22 protein-coding genes are annotated in these 24,076 nt (G+C 68.3%); 13 read left to right on the top strand and 9 right to left on the bottom strand.

Features of this window, described 5'->3' with window-relative positions; translation table 11 throughout:
- The first annotated feature begins 84 nt into the window (after positions 1-84).
- The 5 genes from FHU13_RS13245 to FHU13_RS13265 all read left to right on the top strand — a co-directional run bounded on the left by FHU13_RS13245 (position 85) and on the right by FHU13_RS13265 (position 8,953).
- Positions 85-2,196 (top strand): carbohydrate porin, encoded by a 2,112-nt coding sequence (locus tag FHU13_RS13245; protein ID WP_183436342.1) that lies wholly within the window; start codon positions 85-87, stop codon positions 2,194-2,196.
- A 247-nt stretch (positions 2,197-2,443) separates the two neighbouring features.
- Positions 2,444-3,460: an Hsp33 family molecular chaperone gene (locus FHU13_RS13250; RefSeq protein ID WP_183436343.1), complete on the top strand. Its 1,017-nt coding sequence runs from the start codon at positions 2,444-2,446 to the stop codon at positions 3,458-3,460.
- Positions 3,461-3,845: 385 nt separating this feature from the next.
- Complete coding sequence (edd, locus tag FHU13_RS13255; RefSeq protein WP_183436344.1) at positions 3,846-5,675, top strand: phosphogluconate dehydratase; 1,830 nt, start codon at positions 3,846-3,848, stop codon at positions 5,673-5,675.
- A gap of 50 nt (positions 5,676-5,725) precedes the next feature.
- Positions 5,726-6,346 carry a bifunctional 4-hydroxy-2-oxoglutarate aldolase/2-dehydro-3-deoxy-phosphogluconate aldolase gene (eda, locus tag FHU13_RS13260; RefSeq protein WP_183436345.1) on the top strand — a complete coding sequence of 207 codons (621 nt, stop codon included), beginning with the start codon at positions 5,726-5,728 and terminating at the stop codon, positions 6,344-6,346.
- Positions 6,347-6,775: 429 nt separating this feature from the next.
- Complete coding sequence (locus FHU13_RS13265; RefSeq protein ID WP_183436346.1) at positions 6,776-8,953, top strand: TonB-dependent receptor; 2,178 nt, start codon at positions 6,776-6,778, stop codon at positions 8,951-8,953.
- Positions 8,954-9,007: 54 nt separating this feature from the next.
- Here the strand turns inward: FHU13_RS13265 and FHU13_RS13270 are convergent, their stop codons facing one another.
- Positions 9,008-9,379 carry a DUF2794 domain-containing protein gene (locus FHU13_RS13270; protein ID WP_183436347.1) on the bottom strand — a complete coding sequence of 124 codons (372 nt, stop codon included), beginning with the start codon at positions 9,377-9,379 and terminating at the stop codon, positions 9,008-9,010.
- Between the two features lie 462 nt (positions 9,380-9,841).
- On the opposite strand from FHU13_RS13270, the gene bluB reads away from it, so the two are divergent.
- The 4 genes from bluB to FHU13_RS13290 all read left to right on the top strand — a co-directional run bounded on the left by bluB (position 9,842) and on the right by FHU13_RS13290 (position 14,639).
- Positions 9,842-10,507 carry a 5,6-dimethylbenzimidazole synthase gene (bluB, locus tag FHU13_RS13275; protein WP_183436348.1) on the top strand — a complete coding sequence of 222 codons (666 nt, stop codon included), beginning with the start codon at positions 9,842-9,844 and terminating at the stop codon, positions 10,505-10,507.
- 204 nt (positions 10,508-10,711) lie between these two features.
- Positions 10,712-11,227, top strand: coding sequence for a L,D-transpeptidase (locus FHU13_RS13280; RefSeq protein ID WP_183436349.1), 516 nt, complete (start codon positions 10,712-10,714; stop codon positions 11,225-11,227).
- 312 nt (positions 11,228-11,539) lie between these two features.
- Complete coding sequence (locus FHU13_RS13285) at positions 11,540-12,790, top strand: MFS transporter (protein WP_183436350.1); 1,251 nt, start codon at positions 11,540-11,542, stop codon at positions 12,788-12,790.
- A 100-nt stretch (positions 12,791-12,890) separates the two neighbouring features.
- Positions 12,891-14,639: an ABC transporter ATP-binding protein gene (locus FHU13_RS13290; protein WP_183436351.1), complete on the top strand. Its 1,749-nt coding sequence runs from the start codon at positions 12,891-12,893 to the stop codon at positions 14,637-14,639.
- Positions 14,640-14,681: 42 nt separating this feature from the next.
- On the opposite strand, the gene gmk is transcribed toward FHU13_RS13290, so the two are convergent.
- The gene (gene gmk / locus FHU13_RS13295; protein ID WP_183436352.1) at positions 14,682-15,350 is read right to left on the bottom strand and encodes a guanylate kinase; all 669 of its coding nucleotides are present in this window, start codon (positions 15,348-15,350) and stop codon (positions 14,682-14,684) included.
- Positions 15,351-15,384: 34 nt separating this feature from the next.
- A complete protein-coding gene (locus FHU13_RS13300) occupies positions 15,385-16,275 on the bottom strand; it encodes a YicC/YloC family endoribonuclease (protein WP_246714644.1) in 891 nt (296 codons plus the stop codon).
- Between the two features lie 362 nt (positions 16,276-16,637).
- Here FHU13_RS13300 and FHU13_RS13305 point away from each other — a divergent pair, with 362 nt between their 5' ends.
- Together FHU13_RS13305 and FHU13_RS13310 are read left to right on the top strand one after the other, a co-directional pair.
- Positions 16,638-17,183: a hypothetical protein gene (locus tag FHU13_RS13305; protein WP_183436354.1), complete on the top strand. Its 546-nt coding sequence runs from the start codon at positions 16,638-16,640 to the stop codon at positions 17,181-17,183.
- Between the two features lie 44 nt (positions 17,184-17,227).
- Positions 17,228-17,644: a hypothetical protein gene (locus tag FHU13_RS13310; protein ID WP_183436355.1), complete on the top strand. Its 417-nt coding sequence runs from the start codon at positions 17,228-17,230 to the stop codon at positions 17,642-17,644.
- 7 nt (positions 17,645-17,651) lie between these two features.
- On the opposite strand, the gene FHU13_RS13315 is transcribed toward FHU13_RS13310, so the two are convergent.
- The 3 genes from FHU13_RS13315 to FHU13_RS13325 form a co-directional block, all read right to left on the bottom strand.
- Positions 17,652-17,801, bottom strand: coding sequence for a hypothetical protein (locus FHU13_RS13315; protein ID WP_246714646.1), 150 nt, complete (start codon positions 17,799-17,801; stop codon positions 17,652-17,654).
- Positions 17,802-18,090: 289 nt separating this feature from the next.
- On the bottom strand, positions 18,091-19,473 hold the full coding sequence (locus FHU13_RS13320; RefSeq protein ID WP_183436357.1) for a class II 3-deoxy-7-phosphoheptulonate synthase: 1,383 nt from the start codon (positions 19,471-19,473) through the stop codon (positions 18,091-18,093).
- Positions 19,474-19,610: 137 nt separating this feature from the next.
- Positions 19,611-20,765, bottom strand: coding sequence for a helix-turn-helix transcriptional regulator (locus tag FHU13_RS13325; RefSeq protein WP_183436358.1), 1,155 nt, complete (start codon positions 20,763-20,765; stop codon positions 19,611-19,613).
- Between the two features lie 385 nt (positions 20,766-21,150).
- Here FHU13_RS13325 and FHU13_RS13330 point away from each other — a divergent pair, with 385 nt between their 5' ends.
- Positions 21,151-21,894, top strand: a complete 744-nt coding sequence (locus tag FHU13_RS13330; protein WP_183436359.1) for an MBL fold metallo-hydrolase — start codon at positions 21,151-21,153, stop codon at positions 21,892-21,894.
- Positions 21,895-21,926: 32 nt separating this feature from the next.
- On the opposite strand, the gene FHU13_RS13335 is transcribed toward FHU13_RS13330, so the two are convergent.
- A complete protein-coding gene (locus FHU13_RS13335; RefSeq protein ID WP_183436360.1) occupies positions 21,927-22,241 on the bottom strand; it encodes an alkylphosphonate utilization protein in 315 nt (104 codons plus the stop codon).
- Between the two features lie 216 nt (positions 22,242-22,457).
- Between FHU13_RS13335 and FHU13_RS13340 the strand changes: the two genes are divergently transcribed.
- The gene (locus FHU13_RS13340; RefSeq protein WP_183436361.1) at positions 22,458-23,012 is read left to right on the top strand and encodes a DUF2059 domain-containing protein; all 555 of its coding nucleotides are present in this window, start codon (positions 22,458-22,460) and stop codon (positions 23,010-23,012) included.
- Between the two features lie 6 nt (positions 23,013-23,018).
- Here the strand turns inward: FHU13_RS13340 and FHU13_RS13345 are convergent, their stop codons facing one another.
- Together FHU13_RS13345 and FHU13_RS13350 are read right to left on the bottom strand one after the other, a co-directional pair.
- On the bottom strand, positions 23,019-23,486 hold the full coding sequence (locus tag FHU13_RS13345; protein WP_183436362.1) for a hypothetical protein: 468 nt from the start codon (positions 23,484-23,486) through the stop codon (positions 23,019-23,021).
- Positions 23,483-24,049 (bottom strand): hypothetical protein, encoded by a 567-nt coding sequence (locus tag FHU13_RS13350; protein WP_183436363.1) that lies wholly within the window; start codon positions 24,047-24,049, stop codon positions 23,483-23,485. Before FHU13_RS13350 ends, FHU13_RS13345 begins: the two co-directional genes overlap by 4 nt.
- Between the last annotated feature and the right edge of the window lie 27 nt (positions 24,050-24,076).

Raw genomic sequence — 24,076 nt, forward strand, 5'->3', positions numbered from 1 at the left:
CGTACTTCTGCCGGTCGTGGCCCCATTACGGCGGCAACGGCATCTGCTAGGCCGCTCAACAGGTGGCGGCGGGGGCTGGCGCAAGTGTCCAAGGTGCGCGCGGGGAACATCCGGAAATGTCGGGCGGCCTCGGCAAGCCTCGTCGCGGCCCTCGGCCTCCATGCCGGCACCGCAGCGGCCGCCGACCTCGCCGAGCGCGTCCGGCCCCGCTTCCTCGATTGGTCCGGCTTCTATGCCGGGCTGCAGGGCAGCGCCGGTGCGTCCTTCGGCAACCACGATTTCGGCCCGACCACGATCGGACCGCGCCGCGTCCGGTCGATCTCGACGGGCGACGCCACCGGCAGCCGCGACCTCGGCGGCGACGCCACGACAGTGGTGGGCGGCGCCTTTGCCGGATGGACTTGGCAGGAGGGAGCGTTCGTCTACGGCATCGAGGCCGACCTCGCTGGCGCCAACCTCAAGCGTGGCGCGCGCTCCGACGCGATAGGCTTCGGCTATGAGGGGATTGATCCGCCCTTCGCCTTGGTTCGCGAGAAGACGGACGTGTTCGGCAGTGCCCGCGCACGATTCGGCTACGCCTTCGGCAACAACCTGATCTACGCAACCGCCGGGCTCACGGGCGCCAACGGGCGGGTGCTCGCCACCTACCCGGATCTGACCGGAGGACCGACGGCGACGTTCGCCCGCGACGTCTCCTATCTCGGCTTCACGCTCGGCGCGGGCGTGCAGTTCGCGGTCGATCCGCATCTCTCGCTCGGGATCGATTACCGCTACAGCGACCTCGGCGAGAGCCGCCGCTTCGGCCTCGGCACGCTCCCGGGCTTCGATGGCGGGCCGGTGACGACCCGCACCAGCTTCGTCTCCAATCAGATGATGGCCCGGCTGATCTGGCACCCCCAGGCGCTGAACCTGGTGCCGGAGGAGGAGGACGAGGTCCCGAAGGACGCCCGCTTCTCGCTGCACGGCCAGACCACTTTCGTGAACCAGGGCGTGACGGGCTTCCGCTCGCCCTATCGCGGCCCGCAGAGCCTCGTGCCGGACCAGGCGCAGGCGACGACGACCGCGACGCTGTTCCTCGGCCTCAAGCTCTTCGAGGGCACTGAACTCTACTACAATCCGGAATTCAGCCAGGGCTTCGGCCTGTCGCGCACGCTGGGCGTGGCCGGCTTCGTCAACGGCGAGGCGCAGAAGGCCGGTGCGCCGTTCCCCAAGCTGCGCTCGAACCGCTACTTCGTGCGTCAGACCTTTGGCCTCGGCGGCGACACCGAGGAAGTGCCCGACGGGCCGAACTCCATCGCCGGCACGCGCGACGTCGAGCGCATCACGGTGATTGCCGGCAAGTTCGCGCTGGGCGACTTCTTCGACGGCAACGTCTACGCCCATGACCCACGGGTCGACTTCATGAACTGGGGCCTTTGGGCCTCCGCCGCCTGGGATTTTCCGGCCAACCTCCCCGGCTTCACGCAAGGCGTGATGGTCGAGTACAACCGGGCGGAGTTTGCGGTCCGCGCCGCCTACACGCAGGTGCCGAAGGAGCCCTCCTCCGACGTACTGGATCCGCGCGTGTTCGAACGGGCCGGCGCCGTCATCGAGTTCGAGGAGCGCCACACGCTGCCGGTGCTCGACCAGCCGGGCAAGCTGCGGCTCGGACTGTTCTCGAATGTCGGCAACACCGCCAACTTCCGGCAGGTCGTGGCACTGACCCAAGCCGGCGCCTTTCCCGATATCGGCACCGCGGTGCTGGCGACCCGGGAGCCCCGGCGCAAGAGCGGCGTCTACATCAATCTCGAACAGGCCCTCACGCCCGATCTCGGCCTGTTCGCGCGGGCGAGCGTCAATGACGGGCGCAACGAGAGCCTGTCGTTTACCGATGTCGACGGCTCGATCTCGGGGGGGCTCTCACTCAAGGGCACGGCCTGGGGCCGGCCGCAGGACACGATCGGCCTCGGCGCTTCGGCCAACCGGATCTCGCCCTCCCACCGTGCCTATTTCGCCAATGGCGGGCTGGGCCTGCTGATCGGCGACGGTCGCCTCGACAACTACGCGCCGGAGCGGGCGGTCGAGGTCTATTACGCGCTCAACCTGACGAAGGCCGTGACGATGTCCTTCGACTACCAGCACGTCGAGAACCCGGCCTATAACCGAGACCGAGGCCCGGCCGACTTCTTCGGAACGCGGCTGCACACGGATTTCTGACGCGACTCGTCAACACGACACTTCGGCCGATGCCTCCGGCACCGTAGTGCCGGGCCGCATGTCCAGGATTTGCGTGACGGTCCCGGCCGGCGGCATCATACGCCGATCTCGCGCCGCGGCACGGCGCTCCCCATATGAGGGCTCATCGAGGACGTGCGCCGCGCCTTGCGCTTCCGCCGGTTTGGCGTGATGCCGCCGGATCGGCCGCCCTCCCAGCCCCTCCTCCCAGCCCCGACACGGAGAGCCCATGAGCTCCGGACACGCCCCTTCCTCGATGCCGTCCACGACCTCTCTCGAAGGCAGCGACGACGCCGTTCTGCCGTTCGCCGTCGAGGCGCTGGACTTGCGCGGCCGCGCGGTACGGCTCGGACCGTCGATCGACACCATACTACGCCGTCACGACTACCCCGACGCCGTCGCCCGCCTGATCGGCGAGGCGGCGGCGCTCACCGTGCTGCTCGGCGCCTCGCTCAAGCTCGAAGGCCGCTTCCAGCTCCAGACCAAGACCGATGGACCGGTGAACATGCTGGTGGTCGATTTCGAGGCGCCCGACCGGGTGCGCGCCACCGCCCGATTCGAGGCGGAGCCGGTGGCGGCCCTTGGCCCGAAGGCGCGCGCCGCCGACCTGATGGGCCACGGGCATCTGGCCATGACCATCGACCAGGGGCCGACCCAGAGCCGCTATCAGGGCGTCGTCGCCCTTGAAGGGCAGAGCCTGGAGGAAGCCGCGCACCAGTATTTCCGCCAGTCCGAGCAGATCCCGACGCTGGTGCGCCTCGCGGTTGCCGAGCAAATGGAGGGTGGGGAGAGCCGCTGGCGGGCCGGCGGACTGCTTGTGCAGTTCCTGCCGACCTCGCCCGATCGGATGCGCCAGGCCGACCTGCCGCCTGGCGACGCGCCGGAGGGCCACGAGATCCTTACCGGCGCCTCCGCCGAGGACGACGCCTGGACCGAGGCGCGCAGCCTCGTCGGGACTGTGGAGGACCACGAACTGGTCGATCCGGCGGTATCGAGCGAGCGGCTGCTCTACCGGCTCTTCCACGAGCGCGGCGTGCGGGTGTTCGACGCGCAGAACGTGGTCGAGCGCTGCCGCTGCTCGCAGGAACGGGTGATGGGCATGATCCGCTCGTTCTCGGGCGAGGAGCGCCGGGACATGGTGGCGGATGACGGCACCATCGCCATCACCTGCGAATTCTGCTCGCGCCGCTACGTGCTCGACCCGGTCGAGGTCGAGCGGCAGATCGCTGCCGCGCCGGGCGCGTGAGGGGACCTGTCCGCACGCTTGACGAGAACGGCCGCGGGAACCTGACTGAGCGCTTCGACGGTGAACGACGCGATCGTGTTGGTCCAACGGCCACACGGTCGCGTTCGCACTCACGGTGATGGTCAGGGTCGGCAACCCGATCACGTCGGTCACCCGCCGCGAACGCGCGGCTTGAGCGCTGGAGGCTCGCGTTCCGGCGGTCTCGTGACCGGTCGCGACGCGGGCGGCAACTGAAAAGTTCGCATGTCCGGTCGGCGCCTGCCGGCTGATGAAAACGTTCTCACGAGCGTGATGCTGTTTGGACTCTCTCCATGTAAAGGGGAGCGCGGGCCTCATTCTTGCGGGCCTGCCCGTGCCGTCGATATCCGAACGAGGCGAACGAGCCATGCCGGAGCTTCACCCCGAAGTCGCCGCGGTCACCGGGCGCGTCATCGCGCGCTCCCGCGACAGCCGTCGCGCCTATCTCGACCTGATCGAGCGCGAGCGCGAGGCGGGCGTCCACCGCCCGAAGCTCGCCTGCGGCAACCTCGCCCACGGTTTCGCGGCCTCGGGCGAGGACAAGCCAGCGATCATCGCGGGCCGGGCCATGAACATCGGCATCGTCACCGCCTACAACGACATGCTCTCGGCGCATCAGCCCTACGGACGCTACCCGGAGCAGATCAAGATTTTCGCCCGTGAGGTCGGGGCGACGGCTCAGGTCGCGGGTGGCACGCCCGCCATGTGCGACGGCGTCACCCAAGGCCAGCGCGGCATGGAACTGTCGCTGTTCTCCCGCGATACCATCGCGCTCTCGACCGCGGTGGCCTTGAGCCATGGCATGTTCGAGGGCGCGGCCCTGCTCGGCATCTGCGACAAGATCGTGCCGGGCCTGATCATCGGGGCGTTGCGCTTCGGCCACCTGCCGGTGATCCTGATCCCGGCAGGCCCGATGCCCTCGGGGCTTGCCAACAAGGAGAAGCAGCGCATCCGCCAGCTCTACGCCGAAGGCAAGGTCGGCCGCAAAGAGCTTCTGGAGAGCGAGTCGGCCTCCTATCACGGAGCCGGCACCTGCACCTTCTACGGCACCGCCAATTCCAACCAGATGATGATGGACGTGATGGGCCTGCACATGCCCGGCGCCTCCTTCATCAATCCGGGCACGCGGCTGCGGCAGGCGGTGACGCGCGCGGCGATCCACCGGCTCACCGAGATCGGCTGGAACGGCAACGATTATCGCCCGCTCGGGCGCTGCATCGATGAGCGGGCGATCGTCAATGCCATCGTCGGCCTGCTCGCCACCGGCGGCTCGACCAATCACGCGATCCACCTGCCGGCCATGGCGCGGGCGGCCGGTATCGTCATCGACTGGGAGGATTTCGACCGGCTCTCCGGCGTGGTGCCGCTGATCGCGCGGGTCTACCCCAACGGCGCGGGCGACGTGAACCACTTCCACGCGGCCGGCGGCATGTCCTACGTCATCGCCTCGCTGATCGATGCCGGCCTTCTGCACGACGACATCCTCACGGTCGCCGGCCGCAGCCTGCGCGACCACGCCCGCGACCCGAAGTTTTTGGGAGACGGCGACGACCTCACCTTCGAGGAGGCGCCGGCCGAGCCGCTCGACGAAGCCATGCTGCGCCCACCCTCCAACCCGTTTCAGCCGGATGGGGGCATGCGGCTGGTAAAGGGAAATCTCGGCCGCGCCACCTTCAAGACCAGCGCGGTCGACCCCGAGCGCCGGACCATCGAAGCCCCGGCCCGCGTCTTCTCCGATCAGGACGACGTGATCGCCGCCTTCAAGGCAGGCGAGCTGGAGCGCGATGTCGTGGTGGTGGTCCGGTTCCAGGGCCCGCGCGCCAACGGCATGCCGGAATTGCACAAGCTCACCCCGCCTCTGGGCGTTCTGCAGGACCGCGGCCACAAGGTGGCCCTCGTCACCGACGGACGGATGTCGGGTGCCTCCGGCAAAGTGCCGGCGGCGATCCACCTCAGCCCCGAGGCTGTCGGCGGCGGACCGATCGGCCGCATCCGCGACGGCGACATCATCCGCCTCTCGGCGGAGGACGGCTTGCTGGAGGTGCTCGTCGATCCGGCCGAGTGGGACAGCCGCGAGGACGCGGTGCAGCCGCCGGACGGCCTCGGCACCGGCCGCGAATTGTTCGCCTTCATGCGCCAGGGCGCCGACGATGCCGAGCGCGGCGGCTCGGCGATGCTGGCCGCGGCGGGGCTTTGAGGCGCCCCGACGACCCGCGAAACGTCGAACCCCCACCGGAGGAGACCCCGATGAGCACCATCGACGCGCTGATGCGCTCCGTTCCCGTCATCCCCGTGCTGGTGGTGGAGGATGCCGCCGATGCGGTGCCCATCGCCGAGGCTCTGGTCGGCGGCGGGCTCACCGCCCTCGAAGTCACCCTCCGCACCCCCGCGGCGCTCGACGTGATCCGAGCGATGTCGAGCGTCGAGGGCGCAGTGGTCGGCGCCGGCACGGTGCTGAACGCACGCGATCTCGATGCCGCCATCGGCGCGGGCGCGAAGTTCATCGTCAGCCCCGGCCTGACCGCGCCGCTGACGGAGGCGGCCATCGCCTCCGGCGTGCCCTACCTGCCGGGGGTCGCGACCTCCGCCGACATCATGCGCGGCCTCGACCACGGGCTCGACCGCTTCAAGTTCTTCCCGGCGGAGGCCGCGGGCGGCCTGAAGGCGCTGAAGGCGCTGGCCGGGCCCTTCGGGCAGGTGCGGTTCTGCCCGACGGGCGGCATCACCGAGGCGAGTGCGGGCGACTGGCTCGCCCACCCGGCGGTGCTCTGCGTCGGCGGAAGCTGGGTGGTCCCGGCGGGTAAACCCGATCCGGCAGTGATCCGCCGGCTTGCCGAGGGGGCCGCGACACTGCGCCCAAACCGCTAGGAGCCACCGGCCTGGAAAGGGTGAGCCCGCCTCGTCGCGGCATACCCGAATCTCCGGACGCCGCATCGGCGCCGGGGATTTCTCTGAGCGCTCGCCCGCCGCGTTTCGCAGCCAGCCGTAGGATTTTCGCGGATGACAGTCCGACTTCGGCGCTAGAGCTCGGATAAATTACAATCATTCCCAATCAAGCCGTGGCCATTCGGCAACATTCTTGCTGGATTGTAAAGATTTTAGAGCTTCCAAACTAAGAGGATTGCCTTAAATTACATTGGCTTAGCGCCAACAGTGTAATTGTTCCAAGTAAAATTATAAATTCTGATGTTTGTTGTAACACTGAGCCCGCTTGATCCCCGTCAGAAGATGCCGTCATGACCGCCCACACGGCGGAACGACGTCGTCAAATATCGACAAGAAGACGGGGGCAAGAAAGTGAGACGTCGGGGAACGAATGAAGTCGCGCGTGTGCTGCTGACCGGGACAGCCGCTGCGTTTGCGGTCCCTGTGCAGGCACAGCCTGTCGCGCCGGTGCTGGAGGCACCGGCCGTCGTCGCGCTGGATGAACTGGCCGTCGAGGGCCTCGGTCGCGGCGCCCGGCGCCTCGAGCCGCAGGGGGGCGTCACGGTCGGATATCTCGGCAAGGCGACGCGCACCGCCACCAAGACGCCGACGCCCCTGCTCGACACGCCGCAATCCGTCACGGTCATCACGCAGGAGCAGATCCGCGACCAGGGTTTCCAGTCGATCGGAGAGGCGATGCGCTACGTGCCGGGCGTGATCCAGGCCCAGGGCGAGGGCAACCGGGACGAATTGGTCATCCGCGGACAGCGCTCGAATGCCGATTTCTTCGTCAACGGCATCCGCGACGACGTGCAGTACTACCGCGATCTCTACAACATTCAGCGCATCGAAGTGCTGAAAGGCCCCAACGCGATGATCTTCGGCCGCGGCGGCGGCGGCGGCATCATCAACCGAGTGCTCAAGGAAGCCGACGGCGTACCGGTCCGCGAGATCGTCGCCCAGGGTGGCCAGTTCGCGAACAAGCGCGTGGCGCTCGATGTCGGCGACCGCGTCTCGGACAGCGTGTTCTTCCGCATGAACGGTGTGTTCGAGGACACGGCGACCTACCGCGACTTCGTCGACATCCGCCGCTACGGCGTGAACCCGACGATGACATTCCTGCTCGGACCGCAGACGACGCTGCGGTTGTCCTACGAGTATTTCCACGACGACCGCACCACCGATCGCGGCATCCCCTCGCAGTTCGGCCGGCCCTACCGCTACCGCGACAATACGGCGACCTTCTTCGGCAATCCATTCCTGTCGCAGACCTACGTCAACGCCCATATCGCGACGGCGCAACTCGACCACGTGTTCGAGAACGGCGTCGTCATGCGCAGCCAGTCGCGGTTCGCCGACTACAACAAGTTCTACCAGAACGTCTTCCCCGGCGGAGCGGTCAATGCTGCCGGCACGGCCGTCTCCCTCTCGGCCTATAACAGTCAGACGGACCGGACGAATTACTTCAACCAGACCGACTTCACCTATCAATTCCTGACCGGTCCCGTGAAGCACACCCTGCTCGGCGGCTTCGAACTCGGCTACCAAGAGGGCTTGAGCCTACGCGAGACCGGCTTCTTCGCGACACCCGGCGCGCCGCAGAGCCTCGTGGTCAACCCGCTCTCGCCGGTGTCGCGCGTCGGTGTCACCTTCCGCAACACCCAGACCGACGCCAACAGCCGCTACGATCTCGGGCTCGCCGCGGCCTACCTGCAGGACCAGATCGAACTGAACGAGTATGTCCAGCTCATCGGCGGCCTGCGCTTCGATCATTTCGACTTCGCATCGACCGACCGGCGTACCAACGTCACCAATGCCCGCGTCGACGATCTGGTCTCGCCGCGCGCCGGCGTCGTCGTGAAGCCGCTGCCGAACCTCGCCTTCTACACGAGCTACAGCGTCTCCTACCTGCCCTCGTCCGGCGATCAGTTCAGCGCGTTGACGCCGGGCCTGGTCATCGCCCAGCCGGAGAAGTTCGAGAATACGGAAGTCGGCGTGAAATACGACGTGTCACCCGTGCTTCAGCTCACCGGCGCGCTGTTCAACCTCGACCGCAGCAATCAGCGCATCGCCGATCCGAACCGGGCCGGCTTCTTCCTGACCTCGGGCCAGACCAACACGCAGGGCGCGGAGATCGGCGCCAATGGCGCCATCACCGACTGGTGGTCGGTCGCGGGCGGCTACGCCTTCACCGATGCGCGCATCACCAACAACCTCTCGCCGACGATCGTCGCCGGCAACCTCGTCGGCCTCGTTCCGCTGAACGCCTTCACGCTCTGGAACAAGTTCGACATCGATCCGCGCTTCTCGATCGGCGTCGGCTTCATCAACCAGTCCCATACCTTCGCGAGCTCGGATCAGACCGTGCGCCTTCCGAGCTACTCTCGCTTCGATCTGGGGCTGTTCTACAACATCAGTGAGAACGCGCGCGCACAGGTCAACATCGAGAACCTGTTCGACCGCCGCTACATCATCACGGCGCACAACAACAACAACATCCTGCCCGGTGCCCCCCGCACGGTCAGGGCCCAGATCGTCGTGCGCTGGTAGCCGCCTGCGCGATGCCGCGATCAGTCCCGCTTCCGGGCAGGCCCGGAGGCGGGATCAGACGGCCCGCAAGGGTCCCTCCAGCACGCCGATGACGCGGGCGAGATCATTGCCGCGCTTCATCACGAGGCCGCTGGCCGCGATCACCGCGTAGGCGCCCTGGCGGCGGGCGAGCTTGGGATCCTTCTCGATCCGGTAGAGCGGCATCTCGGAGGTGCGGCGATAGATCGAGAACACCGCCTTGTCCCGGCGGAAATCGAGGGCGTAGTCGCGCCACTCGCCCTCGGCGACGCGCCGTCCGTAGAGATTGAAGATGGTTCGCAGCTCGTCGCGCTGGAAGGCGACTTGCGGGCTCGTCGAGGACGGAAACGGGATGACCTGATTCTCTCGGTCGTTCGAGCGGTGATCGACGCTCTGCCCCTCACTCATCGTCGCTCCCGTAGCGGTGCCGGCCTTCCTGCGGCCAGCGGAGATGATGGGACTCGTCGGGAGCGCCCGCAAGGTGCTTCGCCGGCCATCGTTCCAGCCGTCGTTCACACGTCGATTTTTTACGCCCGGCGCAAGACTCATGTGCGTCGCCGCACGGTGAGGTGGCAAACATCACCGTCTTGCCGCGATCTCGCCTTGCCATCGCCACCGCGAAACGCTTTCACTGTGACCTGAAACCTCGTCGGTCTCTCCATCGCGGCGGCGCCTGAACCCGAGCTCCCCAGCCCTCGGGCAATGCCGCGGATCTCGGCGAGCCGACACCCGGAGGTTTCGAGACCCAAGGACTTCAGGCGGCCTCCTCGGAGCGCCGCCCTTTTTTCGTGTCGATGCCGGACGAGGGCAATGCCGCGGTCACGATGACCATCTTGGCAGCCGCGCCCGCCGGCGCGAGAAGCAGCGGCGATGTCCGAGTTCCCTCCTCCCCCGTCGATCGGTCCACCCGTCTTCGACGATGCCTTCCGGGCACGTCTCGCGGATCTCTTCGCGTGGCGGCGGGACGTGCGGCGCTTCCGCAACGACCCGGTCGACGAGGCCGACCTGCGGACCTGTCTCGATCTGGCGGCGCTGGCGCCCTCGGTCGGCAACAGCCAGCCCTGGCGGTTCGTGCGGGTCGCCGATGCCGGGCGGCGCGCCGCGGTCGCGGCGAGCTTCGAGCGCTGCAACGCCGCCGCCCGCGCGGGCTACGCCGACGACCGGGGTGCGCTCTACGCCCGCCTGAAGCTCGCGGGCCTGCGTGAGGCCCCGGTCCACCTGGCGGTGTTCTGCGATTCCGGGACCGAAGCCGGCCACGGACTCGGTCGGGCGACCATGCCGGAGATGCTGCGCTACTCGGTGGCGGCCTGCATCCACGCTTTCTGGCTTGCCGCCCGCGCCCACGGCCTCGGCGTCGGCTGGGTGTCGATCCTCGAACCCGCTGCCGTGACGGAGACCTTGGACGTACCGGGCACGTGGGATCTGATCGCCTATCTCTGTGTCGGCCATCCGGTCGAGGAGCATGCAGACCCGGAACTCGTCCGCCACGGCTGGCAGGAGCGGTGCCCGGAGACGCTCCGCCTCCATGAGCGCTGAGGGCGCGGAGAGGACGTGCCTAGGCCGTCACCGGACATTGGCCCCGTTACTTAAAATGTGTCGCAATTTCTGAGCTCGGGATCCGCCGTCCCACCAAGAGGCCGTGCATGAGGCCCGCATTTCCCTGCGCGTGAAGCAGAACGGCAAGCTGGAACGTTGGATCGTCTTCGCCAGTTACGCTCCAGCTTGGAAAGGCGATCTTCGATGTTGGGAACAGGCAAGTACAGGGCGCGTCTCGCGGGCGCGTTCATGGGAGTGCTGTGTGCGGCGGCGGCCGCGCAGGCCCGGGAGGTCGTCCCCTTCGCCGACGGGATCGGAGCGGGCACGATCGTGGTGCGCACGAACGAGCGCCGGCTCTATCTCGTCAACGGCGACGGCACGGCGATCCGTTACCCGGTCGCGGTCGGCAGGCCGGGCAAGCAGTGGAGCGGCGCCACCCAGATCGACGGCAAGTACTACCAGCCCGATTGGTCGCCCCCGGCGGAGGTGAAGCGTGACAACCCGCGGCTGCCCAACCTTATCCGCGGTGGCTCGCCGAGCAATCCGATGGGGGTGGCGGCGATGACCCTGCGCGGTGGCGAGTACGCCATTCATGGAACCAATCGACCGCACTCGATCGGCACCTTCGCGTCCTACGGCTGCATCCGCATGTACAACCAGGACATTGCCGACCTGTTCGAGCGCGTCGCGGTCGGCACGCAGGTCTATGTGATGCGGTGAGCGGCGGTTCGAACCGCGCGCGGCTCATGGAGGAGTCGCTGCGGCCCCGTGGGCGGATCATTCGCAGACCTGGAGCATCGTCCCGAAAGGTGGTTGCCGGCTTTCGGGACGATGCAACATCAAGGACCTTGGGCATCGTCCTGGATCCGATATCCAGGACGATGCCCTGGGCCGCCGAGAAAGAGTGGGCGGCAACGCGCCGGCCGGCCTATGGAGCGGTGAGGCGGCATCACGGCGCGAAGGACCGGGGATGGAGCACGGACGGGGGCCGGATCGTTGGGGGCCTCCGCTTGACCGAGGGGGTTCGGAGACGTGAGTCGTCTCGATCCCGCACGCGATACGGCGCCGACGCTTGAGCGGGACAGGCCCGGCTGGGCGGCGCAGCTCGCGCCGTTCTTCTGCCTCTACGTCACCTTCGGCACCACGCTCGGCTTCCTGATCAGCGGCGCGCCGCTGATCCTGCGAGCCCGCGGTCTCGATCTCGCCGAGGTCGGCTTTCTCCAGCTCATCAACCTGCCGGTCGGGCTCACCTTCCTCTGGGCGATGCTCGTGGACCGCATCCGCCTGCCGCGACTGCCGCACCGGCTCGGCTGGATCGTGCTGATGCAGGGGGCGGGCATCGCCCTGCTTCTGGGCTTAAGCCGGGGCGAGACGTGGCCGCTGCCGGCCCTGTTCGGGCTCGCGCTGGCCATCTGCTTCTGCGTCGCCACTATGGACATCGCCCTCGAAGCCCTCGTGGTCGAGACGGTCGGCCCGGAGCGGCGGCCCTACGTCGCTTCGGCCAAACTCTGTGGCGCCTCGCTCGGCGGTCTCTTCGGCGCCGGGGTGCTGATCGCCGAGTACGACCGGCTCGGCTGGCAGAACGCCGTGCTCGCCGTGGCGGCGCTGAACGGTCTCTGCCTCCTGCCGATGCTGCGCTATCCCGAGCGCGCCCTGCGGCGGGTCTCGGCGGAGGCACAGCGTGGCGCCCTCGCGCTCGGGCGCCTGCGGCTGCTCGGGGGGCGCGTGCTGGTGCTCGGCCTCTACTTCGCGGCGATGTTCGCCCTCACCGGCTCGAACAACCTCGCCCTGCTCGACCTCGGCGTTCCTCTCAGCGAAGTCGGGCTTGTCACCGGCGGCCTCTCGTCGGGCATCAACCTCGTCATGGCGCTGGTCTCCGGCCTCCTCGTACGGCGCGTCGGCACGCTGCCGCTCATCTCCGTATCCGCTCTCGGCGTCGCGGCTTCGGGCTTGCTCATGCTGTGGGCGAGCGCGACCGCCGCGCCGAACCTCGGCCTCGCGGCGGCGATCCTCGGCATCCTGGGCGGCGGCGGGCTCGGCGTGCCGGTCTTCAACATGATCTATCGCTGGGCCCAGGGGCCGCAGCCCGCCACCGACTATGCGCTCCTGTTCGGCGCCGCTTTCTTTGCCGCCATGCCGCTGCGCGTCGGGGCGCCAGCGCTCGCCGGAGCGGTCGGCTGGCCGGTCTACTTCGCCCTCGCAGTGCCGCTCTACGGCCTCGCCGTGCTGCTCCTGCGCGGTGCGATCGCACGGACCCTGGCCGCCGACCGCGCGGCTTCATGAGGTCCGCCCCGCGTCGCGGGTGCTGGCGCGACGGTGCGCCCTCGCCTATGCGCCGGGGAGCCGCCCTCTTCCGGGCCAGAAGACCCGTCACAGCCGCGCCATGCTGAAGGCTTTCCTCGCCTATTACCGGCCGCACCGGACGCTGTTCCTGGTGGATTTCGGCTGCGCCGTGCTCTCGGGCCTGCTCGAACTCGGCTTTCCGCTCGCGGTCAAAGCCTTCGTCGACCGCTTGCTGCCGCAGCAGGATTGGAGCCTGATCCTGCTCGCGGCCGCGAGCCTGATGCTGCTCTACGTCGCCAATGCCGGCCTGATGGTGGTGGTGACCTATTGGGGCCACGTGCTCGGGATCAACATCGAAACCGAGATGCGCGCCCGCGCCTTCGACCATCTGCAGAAGCTCTCGTTCCGCTTCTTCGACGGGCAGAAGACCGGCCATCTCGTCGCCCGAGTCACCAAGGATCTGGAGGAGATCGGCGAGGTCGCCCATCACGGCCCCGAGGACGTGTTCATCGCGGTGATGACGCTGTTCGGCGCCTTCGCGCTGATGTTCCTCGTCCACCCGCCGCTGGCGCTGATGACCCTGGCGATCCTGCCGGTCATCGCCTTCGTCACCATCCGCTACGGCGGGCGCATGACGCGCAACTGGCAGGCGCAGTACGGGCGCGTCGGCGCCTTCAACGCCCGCATCGAGGAGAATGTCGGCGGCATCCGCGTGGTGAAGGCGTTCGCCAACGAGGCACACGAGCGGGCGCTGTTCGCCTCCGACAACCAGAAATATCGCAAGACCAAGCTCGAAGCCTACCGCCTCATGGCAGGCGCCCTGTCGATCAACTATCTGGGCCTGCGCCTCGTGCAGATCGTGGTGCTTCTAGGGGGCGCCGCTTTCGTGGTGCGCGGCGACCTGAGCGCAGGCGGCTTCGTCGGCTTCCTGCTCCTCGTCGGCGTGTTCTACCGGCCGCTGGAAAAGATCGGCGCGGTGATCGAGACCTATCCCAAGGGCATCGCCGGCTTCCGCCGCTACCAAGCCCTGCTCGCCACCGAGCCCGATATCGCCGACCGGCCGGGCGCCGTTCCTACCCCACCGCTCAAGGGCGAGATCCGATTCGAGGGCGTGCGCTTCGGCTACAGCCCGGACCGGCCGGTGCTGGACGGCGTCGACCTGACGATCCGCGCGGGCGAGACGGTGGCCTTCGTCGGCCCCTCGGGCGCGGGCAAGACGACGCTCCTCTCGCTGATCCCGCGCTTCTACGAGGCGGAGGCCGGACGCATCACCATCGACGGCCACGACATCCGCGATCTGACCCTCGCCTCGCTGCGCGGCCAGATCGGCATCGTGCAGCAGGACGTGTTCCTGTTCGCCGGCACGATCCGCGAGAACATCGCCTATGGCCGCCTCGGCGCGAGCGAGGCCGAGATCATGGACGCCGCCACCCGCGCCCGGCTCGACGGGCTGATCGCGTCTCTGCCGGAGGGGCTCGACACGGTGATCGGCGAGCGCGGGGTCAAGCTGTCGGGCGGCCAGAAGCAGCGGCTGGCCATCGCCCGCGCCTTCCTCAAGAACCCGCCGATCCTGATCCTCGACGAGGCGACCTCGGCGCTCGACACGCAGACCGAGCGGGAAATCCAGGCCTCGCTGTTCGAGCTCGCGGAGGGGCGCACGACGCTGGTGATCGCGCACCGGCTCGCCACGATCCGCCACGCCGACCGCATCGTGGTGGTGGCCGAGAACGGCATCGCCGAGCAGGGCCGCCACGACGCGCTGCTGGCCGGTGACGGCTACTACCGCCGCCTGCACGCCGCGCAGGTGGAGGATCCTGTTTCGGATCGGCCGCGTACGGCGGCGGAGTGAAGCACAGAAACTCCCCTCCCCTTTGTGGGAGGGAAGACCCGATCACCCCCGCTCGGCCTCGGCCAAAAGTCCGTCGACGAAGCCCGGCAGGCCGGTGCGGCGGGTGCGCTTCAGGCGCTCGGCGGTCAGGATTGCCTGGAGCGCGCGGAAGGACTCGTCGAGGTCGTCGTTGACGATGACGTAGTCGTACTCGCTCCAGCGCTGCATCTCGTTGCGGGCATTGGCCAGCCGCCGCTCGATGGTCTCGGGCGAGTCCTCCGCCCGGCGTTCCAGCCGGTTCCGAAGCTCGGAAAAGCTCGGCGGCAGGATGAACACCGTCACCACGTCGTCCTGCAGCCGCTGCCGCACCTGGCGGGTGCCCTGGTAATCGATGTCGAAGATCATATCCCGGCCCTGGCCGAGCGTCTTCTCCACCGGGCGGCGCGGCGTGCCGTAGAAATTGCCGTGGACCTCGGCCCATTCGAGCAGGTCGTCGCGGGTGCGCAGATCCTCGAACGCCTCGCGGTCGATGAAGCGGTAGTGGCGCCCGTCGATCTCGGAGGGGCGGCGCGCCCGGGTGGTGACCGAGATCGACAGATCGAGGCCCCAGCCGCCGTCCTGGGCGATGGCACGGGTCAGCGTCGTCTTGCCCGCGCCCGAGGGCGAGGACAGGATCAGGATCAGCCCGCGCCGGGCGATGTCCGGCCTGCCTTGCGTGGCGTCCTGCGTCATCGGCCGGGAACTCCGCTGCGCATGTCTCTCGCTCTCATTCGACGTTCTGCACCTGCTCGCGGAATTGCTCCACCACGGCCTTCAAGTCGAGTCCGATCCGCGACAGGCTGATGTCGCCGGCCTTGGCACACAGCGTGTTGGCCTCACGGCCGAGTTCCTGCGCCAGGAAATCGAGCCGGCGTCCGATCGCGCCGCCCTGCGCCAGCAACTCGCCCACGGCGGCGAGGTGGGCGCGCAGGCGATCGAGCTCCTCGCGCACATCCGCCTTGGCGGCGAGCAGCACCGCCTCCTGATGCAGGCGGTCGGGGTCGAGCCCCCCGGCACCGACGAGCGCCGCCACCGACGCCGCGAGCCGGGCGCGCACCACCTCGGGCCGGCGGGCGGGACAATCCTCGGCGGCCTGGGTCAGGCGGGCGATGTCCGCGATCTGGTCGCTGACGATCGCGTGCAGCCGCGCGCCCTCGGCCCGACGGGCGGAAACGAGATCGGCCACGAGGCTGTCGATCCCGGCGACGAGGTCGCGGTTGAGCGCCTCCGGGTCGGCCCCGGCCTCGTTCTCCGTCTCCACGATGCCGCGCACGGCGAGCAGCCCGTCGAGCGTTGCCGGGCCGACGCCGGCGGGGCGCGGCACGCGGGCGACCGCCGCGGCGAGGCTCGCCAGCAGACTCTCGTCGATACGTACCCTTGCGGCCGCCTCGGGCCGCGTCAGCGTCAGGTTGAGCTGGCACTGTCCGCGGGAGAGTGCCTTGGACAGAGTGGCGCGGGCCGCCTCCCCCGCCGCGTCGAAGCCGTTCGGCACGCGCACGCGGATGTCGAGCCCGCGCCCGTTCACAGTGCGGATCTCCCACAACCACTGCACCGCGCCGGTCGTGCCGGCTGAGCGGGCGAAGCCCGTCATGCTCGCGAAGGTCTTGCCCGCGGTCATCCTGCTCGTCGTTGTCTCGTCCAAGACGCGCCGCTCCCCGCCGTTTCCCTGATGCGCTCGGCGGCCCATCGCGGAACGATGGGCGTAAAGGCTGGTTGGTCGGATACGCGCTTTCGGCGAGCCAGTGCAATGCGCCTGCCTCTCTTCGATCCTGCCACCGTACAGGCCTGAACCGGTGCGTGCGGTGCAGCAAATACCATCGCACCGTATTCTGCACAGAAAGTGTGCAAGCAACACAATGATGCAATAGCTCAGGGTCGAAGCAAGCACGAATACTGTGCATCAGCTTGACGCTTACTAGTCGTCTTTCTAACTTCAGAGTCGATCAAAAGGGTGCCGAACATCCGAGCGGGGACCCATCCATGACGAATCCCTTCGACATCAAGAATCGCTTCCGCGCACGGCTGCGCGCGGCGGACGCGCAGAAGCATCGCATCCGCGCCAAGCTTCTCGCGGACGGCACGCGCGCGCTGGCTCCGATCACCGAAGCCCTGAACCTGATGGCGGAGGTGCTGGAGGAGGACGGCATCGAGCATGGTCGGATCGTCTGCCCCGCGCCGGAGGTGGATCGCGACGACTTCGTCGGCTTCACCGCCACTCTGCACAACAGCGCCGATCAGGAGCAACGGATCACCGTGAAGTACGGCCCCGTGCTGGGCGGCCGCAACTTCATCGCGGTGACGGGTCTCGGGGCGGAGTACAACGAGCGGCTCCTCACCCTGGCCAGCAATGCCGCGCCGACGCTGGGCCGCTCGGTCGGCAACGACGTGCATGTCGAGGCGGATCGCGGTGGCGATCTTGCGGAGATCATGCGGGAGATGGTCGAGGATTTCTTCGCGGGCCATAGCGAGCCGCCGATCCGCACCGGAACCTCAGAGGCGCGCGGCCGCCTGGCGCTGGTTCAGTAGGCTTTCGCGAGGAGCCTCACCGCACCGCAGATGGAGCGGCGCCCTTGCCGGCAGCCAAGGGCTGCGCAATCATCGACGGAATCTCCGGCGAAAAGGCGATGATTCGAGCACGGCTGGGGGCGATAGACTCCATCGATAGCGGGGAGCGCGACGAGGACTGGGACCAGGACCTCGCCGACGATCTGATCGGATCGAGTCTTCTCGTCGGACTGACCTATGTCGATCCCGAGGGAGCCTTGCTCGGTCGGCGTCAGGTCTTCGGGATCGTCGAGACCGTGGATGCCGAGGCGGGCATCGTCATTCGGACCAGCGACGGGGACGAGCCCTTCACGGTCGCCCCCCTGCTCGACGCGATCGAGGTAGGGGAGCCGGGTCTCTACCCGCTCGCGGACCAGGACCGGGTCGTCGAGAACCCGGATTTCACCGCCCTCTTCACCGTCACCGAGCCGCGCCGGAACTGACCCTCGCTCACGGATCGAGGCGGCGGGCGCGGGCGGCGCGGGCCATGGCGATGAGTTCGTTGGCGGTGAGGCCGCGCGGCGGCAGGCGTGTCTCGGACTCGATGGGCTGCAGCTCGACCGTTCGCCGGTCCAGCGGAGACGGGATAGCGGAGGGCACTCCCGGATTCCAGCTGGGCCAGAGGCTGCGAATGCGAGAACTCTTCCTGGTCGCCGATACCGCCATGCCGCCTCCGAAGCCGATCGCTTAAGAGGATGATAACCAAGCTCGGGTGCGAGAAACATTCTTGACGCGCACCGATGTGGTGCTTCGCCGATTCTTTTGTCGGCTGTGAGTCGCGCCGGGCGGGCTCCTTCGATGCAGAAGGATGCGCACCCATGAAAAAGGGCGGGCGCGATCCTGAACGATCGCACCCGCCCCATCATACTCCGAGCCGATCCGACCGAGGCTACTCCGCCGCGTCGAGGCGCGGACGCTCGATCTCGGCGCGCTCGCGCTTCACCAACTCGGCGGTGAGGAACGCCACTTCGAGCGCCTGCTCCGCGTTGAGGCGCGGGTCGCAATAGGTGTGGTAGCGGTCCTGAAGGTCGTCGGCCGTCAGCGCACGGGCACCGCCGGTGCATTCGGTGACGTCCTTGCCGGTCATCTCCAGATGGATGCCGCCGGCGATCGTGCCCTCGGCGCGGTGCACGCCGAAGAAGCCCTCGATCTCCTGCATCACCCGCTCGAACGGGCGGGTCTTGTAGCGGCCGGCGGCGATGGTGTTGCCGTGCATCGGATCGCAGACCCACACGACGTTGCGGCCCTCGCGCTGCACGGTGCGGATCAAGTTCGGCAGGTGGTCGCCAACCTTGTCCGCGCCGAAGCGGCAGATCAGGCTGAGGCGCCCGGCCTCGTTCTCCGGATTGAGGAGGTCGATCAGACGGATCAGCCCCTCAGCCGTGGTCGAGGGCCCGCATTTGAGGCCGATCGGGTTCTTGATGCCGCGGGCGTATTCGACGTGGGCGTGGTCCGGCTGGCGGGTGCGGTCGCCGATCCAGAGCATGTGGCCGGACGTGGCGTACCAGTCGCCGCTCGTCGAATCGACGCGGGTCAGCGCCTCCTCGTAGCCGAGCAGCAGCGCCTCGTGGCTGGTGTAGAAGTCCGTGGTGCGGACCTCCTGGTGCGTCTCCGGGTTGATGCCGATGGCGCGCATGAAGTCGAGCGCGTCCGACATCCGCTCGGCGACGTCCCGGTAGCGCGAGGACTGGGGCGAGTCCTTCACGAAGCCGAGCATCCAGCGATGCGCGTTCTCGAGATTGGCGTAGCCGCCGGTGGCGAAGGCGCGCAGCAGGTTCAGCGTCGCCGCCGACTGACGGTAAGCCTCGAGCTGGCGCTTCGGATCGGGGATCCGGGCCTCTTCCGTGAAGGTCAGGCCGTTGATGATGTCGCCGCGGTAGCTCGGCAGCGACACGCCGTCGAGCGTCTCGGTCGGCGAGGAGCGCGGCTTGGCGAACTGCCCGGCGATGCGGCCGACCTTCACCACGGGCGAGCCGCCCGCGAAGGTGAGCACCATCGCCATCTGCAGGAAGACGCGGAAGAAGTCGCGGATGTTGTCGGCCGAGTGCTCGTCGAAGCTCTCGGCGCAGTCGCCGCCCTGGAGCAGGAAGGCTTCGCCCGTCGAGACACGCGCCAAAGCGGCCTTCAGCTTGCGCGCCTCACCGGCAAAAACCAGCGGCGGAAAGCTCGCGAGCTGCGCCTCGACGGCCTGGAGAGCGCCCGCGTCCGGATAGGACGGGACCTGCTGGATCGGCAGGTTGCGCCAGGTTTTCGGGGTCCACCGCTCGGCCATGATCTTCTCTCCGCTCACCCGATCGGGTGATGCGCGCGGGCCCTCCCGCCTCGCGCGAAGCCGGGCTTATAGAGCGGTTTTTTGTCAGTGGCGAGGTTGCCGACTCGATAGCTGAGTATCGGCCCGTGCATCCGCCGCTATTCGCGCACTCCCCGGCCGGCGAGCAGGCCGACAAGTTCGGCCTGGCGCGACACACCGGTCTTCTGGAAGATGCGCTTCAGCACCGAGCGGGCGGTGTTGGGGGTGATCCCGAGCTTGGCTGCGGCCGGGACCGGCGCATCGCCCGCCGCGATCAGGGCCGCGAGCCGGGCCTCCGCCGGGGTCAGGTCGAACAGACCCTGGACGACATCCGCGCTCGGCACCTCCTGAGCCACGACTGGCGTGGCGATCAGAACGAAACGCGCGCTGGCGAACACGTCGTGAGCTGCGCCACGGATCGGCACGAGGTGAAGAATCACCGGCGGGCGCTCGCCGATGGCGGCGATCGGAATCGAGCGTACCGGCATCGCCCCGCTCTGGTCGGACCGTGCCACGGCCTCGCGTAACAGCCTGTCGGCGGCCGGATCGACCACGGCGAGCCGCGAGGGCTGGTCGCTCAGGGTGTGGGGCATCATCGCCACCAGGGACGGATTGGCGCCGATGACCCGCCCGCCCTGCCCTAGCACCGCGGCGGGGAGGCCGAGCGCTTCGAGCGTCCGGGTGGTGGTGGCGACCCGCTCCATCTCCAGGCGCGCGGAAAGCAGGGCGGCCCGGGCGAGATGGGGACGCAGACCGTTGAGAGCGGCCAGGGTCTGCGGATCGAAATCGCCCTCGGCGCGGGCGCGCTCGCAATGGACGATGACGCTGTCGCCGCTCGGCACCAGGACGGCCGTCGCGGTGCCTGCGCCGTACCCCTGGGGGATCAGGAAGTCCTGATAGAGCGGCAACGTCGCGATCTCCTCCTCCGTCACGACGTCGAGGTCGTTGAGAAAGCCGGGATGGCGCAGTTCCAGCAGGCGTCCCGTGCGGACGTTGTCGGGGAAACGCTCGAAATGGTCGATCACCAGCGCGTCGAACTCAGGGGATGACGTCACGAAGTCGCGAAAGTGCGTCCCGGTCGAGACGATCATCACCGCCTGCGGCGCTCCGGCGAAGCGGGCGAGTTCGATCAGCACCTCGCGCCACAGCTCGGGCACCGCAGCCGCCTCGTAGATCCGGTCGATCAGGGCCGCGCCCTCCGCCGACAGGGCGACGGCCGGCTCGATCGAGGCCGAGCGGATGACGGAGGGAAGGGAGCGAGAATGAATCGTCATGGACCGAGAGCGAAGAGTGGGATGTCCGCGGCCATGGGCCCGGAGGTCGGCGCCATTGTAGACCGCCGGATTCCGTATCAGGCCCGACGGGACAGGATTTTCTTCAGCCCCTTCTGCCACCAAACCAGATCGAGGTCGCGTACGTTCAGATCCCAGCGCTCCACTCGATCCACGAGACTCAACACCGTGCACCGAATTCCCGCTTTTACAATGGCTTCTCAGTTGTGACGAAAGCGACCTTTCGAAACGACCCGCTTGCCAATCGCCGAGACGCGGAAGGCGGCCGTGCCGCGCGTTTCATTGGTCAGGCGGACAATGCCGGACCGAGAATTGTCGCGGCCTTCCGGTGACCGAAATCACCCCGCACACGGCACAGGAGAAATCCATGCATCTCCAGGTTCTCGGCTGCGGCGACGCGTTCGGCTCGGGCGGACGCTTCAACACGTGCTTCCACGTCGATGCATCGGAGGGCGCGCCCGGCAACGCCTTCCTCATCGATTGCGGCGCCTCCTCGCTCATCGCGATCCGGCGCTTCGGCGTCGAGCCGAACCGTATCCGCACGGTGTTCCTCACCCATCTCCACGGCGACCATTTCGGCGGCCTGCCCTGGCTGATCCTCGACGGGCAGCTTGTCAGCGGACGCACCGATCCTCTGACCGTGGTCGGACCGCCGGGCACGGCCGAGCGCCTTCCCGCGGCGATGGAAGTGCTGTTTCCCGGATCCAGCACGGTCGATCGCCGGTTCCGGGTCGAGATCGTGGAGATGGAGGCCGGGCGCCCGGTCGAGACCGGGGGTGTGAGTGCCACCGCCTTCACCATGCGCCATCCCTCCGGCGCGCCCGCCCACGCCCTGCGGATCGAGGCTGCGGGCAAGGTCATCAGCTATACCGGCGACACCCAGTGGGTGGAGGAGATCGTCGCGGCGGGGCGCGGGGCGGACCTGATGATCGCCGAGGGCTACACCGTGGAGCGTCCGGTGAAGTTCCACCTCGATTGGGCGACGCTGAAGCGGCGTCTGCCCGAGATCGGTCCGAAGCGGCTGATGCTCACGCATATGAGCCCGGAGATGATCGCCCACCCGCCGGACGGCTACATCGCGGCGGAGGACGGGCTCGTCGTCGCGCTTTGACCCCGCTCGACACACCCTCTCACGGCTCGCGATCAGCGCTTGCGCACGAATTCCGTGCGCAGGACGAGGCCCTTGATGCTGTCGTGGCGGCAATCGATCTCTTCCGGATCGTCCGTGAGGCGGATCGACCGGATGACAGTGCCCTGCTTCAGGGTCTGGTTCGCGCCCTTGACCTTGAGATCCTTGATCAGGGTGACCGCATCGCCGTCGGCCAGGATGTTGCCCGCGGCGTCGCGGACAGGCGCCCTCGCAGCCGGCGCCTCGGCCGGCGTCTCGGCCGCCGCGCCAGCGGGGCGCCATTCGCCGAGCGCTTCGTCGTAGATGTACGTGTCGTCCGTATCCGGCATCGTCTGGCTCCTGGCGGTCACGCCGCCGTGAGCGCGGCCATAGCGGTGCCTAGGGCAGGTGGGCAAGCGCGTTGCGGGCATGGCTCCGAAACGACTACCGTTACGGGAGCCGGCGCCGGGTGTTCCAAGGACCACCCAAGGATCACCGTTGCCTGCGCGTCATCCCGCTCGGGTAAACAGCCCGAACCCATGCTTTCGACCGGAGAAACACCGACCATGCGCCAGGAAATGCTCGCCGGACTGCTCGGCCTCGGCCTGCTCTGCGCGCCGGCGCTTGTCGCGGGCACCGTTCCCGCCTCGGCGCAGGCGCCCGTCAAACCTGCCGCCCCGGCCGTCACCGCCGATCCGGAGCGCCTGGCTGCCGCCCGCGAGGTCGTCGCCGCGGCACAGGGAGACCGGGCTGCGGTGCTCGCGGCAATGAAGGCGCCGATGGCCGGGGTGATGCAGCAGATGGGTCTGACGGACCCGAAGAAGGCCCAGGTCATGGTGGACGAGGTCGTCCTGCCCACGCTCTCGGAGAATTTCGACGACCTGCTCGCGATCCAGGCCCTCAGCTTCGCCTCCGTCCTCTCGAAGGAGGATCTGAAGGCGGTTGCGGCCTTCTACGCCACGCCGGCGGGCAAGAATCTCGTCAAGGCGCAGCCGCAGCTGAGCCAAGCCATGCTGACGGGCATGCAGCAATGGATGGGCACGCTGATGCCGCAGCTCAAGGAGAAGGTCGAGAAGGCGGCCGCGGCGCATGGTTGGCCGAACGAGGTCAAGCGGCGCTGAGGCCCCTCACCTCTCCGGATCGAACAAGGCCACGGCTTCGGGTCCCTGCGGGAAGGTCAGAGGCATCCGGATCACGCCGCGATGATAGGGGAAGCGGGCCCGCTGGAGCGGGTCCGGCCCCGTGAAGATCAGGCGCGGGCGGAACGAGACCGGGCTGACGCAGAGCAGATAGTTGCGCAGGTTGCGCTCGTCGGGCACGAACATCGCCTTGTCCAGGTAACGGGCCTCGTGCCGCACCCAGGATGGGATGAGCGGCAGCCGCCAGCGCCGGGCGAGGTGCTCGCCGACGCCGCCGAGGAAGGCGTCGGGCCGCGCTTCTCCGAGAAAGCCCGGATCCTCGGCGATCATCGCGCCCTGCGCCGCCGTGTGACCGTCGAGCGCGTAGAAGGCGTCGAGGAAGTTCTGCAGGTGGTGATCCCAATCGCCGTCATCGCGCGCCCGCTCGACCACCTCGCCCAGGGAAGCAGGCCTCATCGCGGGCGCTCCTGAAGGACCGACCGGAAACGCAGGCTCGCCTCGTCCGGGGGCGCCTCGTCGTAGACGGAGACGTATAGCGCGTGCAGCGCCGCCTCGTCGCGAAGGTCGAGATGAGCGGCAAGCTGGCGGGCATCCCGCAGATCACGGCCGCCGCGGTCAAGGTTCTGCAGGGCGTGCAGCTTCATCGCGAGGAGGTAGCGCGGCGTGGCGAGGAAGGTGCGCAGGCCCGGCGTCCCATCCGCCGGGTAGAGGCCGGCCGCCGTGAACCAGGCGTCGTCCTCTTCCAGCGGCGTGAACATGCCGACCGCGTTGTTGAGCCAATCGGGCTGCAACCCGAGTTCCTCCGCCACACGGCCGACCGAGGGCGCCAGCGTCGCCTCATCGGAGCCTTCGCGCACCACGGCATCGACGTCGTCAGTGCCGCGCCGCCACGCGAATTGCAGCATCAGCGCTCCGCCGCCGTAGATCGCTACTTCCACGAACAGCCCGCGCGCGGACAGATCCGCGCCGAGCCGTTCGAGGGCGTGGAGGAGGCGGGTGCGGTCGAGGGCCAGGGCCATTAAGGCAGTGTAGCGGTGCCGCGGCCC

It is taken from the genome of Methylobacterium sp. R2-1 (genome assembly GCF_014191355.1).
Taxonomy (GTDB): domain Bacteria; phylum Pseudomonadota; class Alphaproteobacteria; order Rhizobiales; family Beijerinckiaceae; genus Methylobacterium.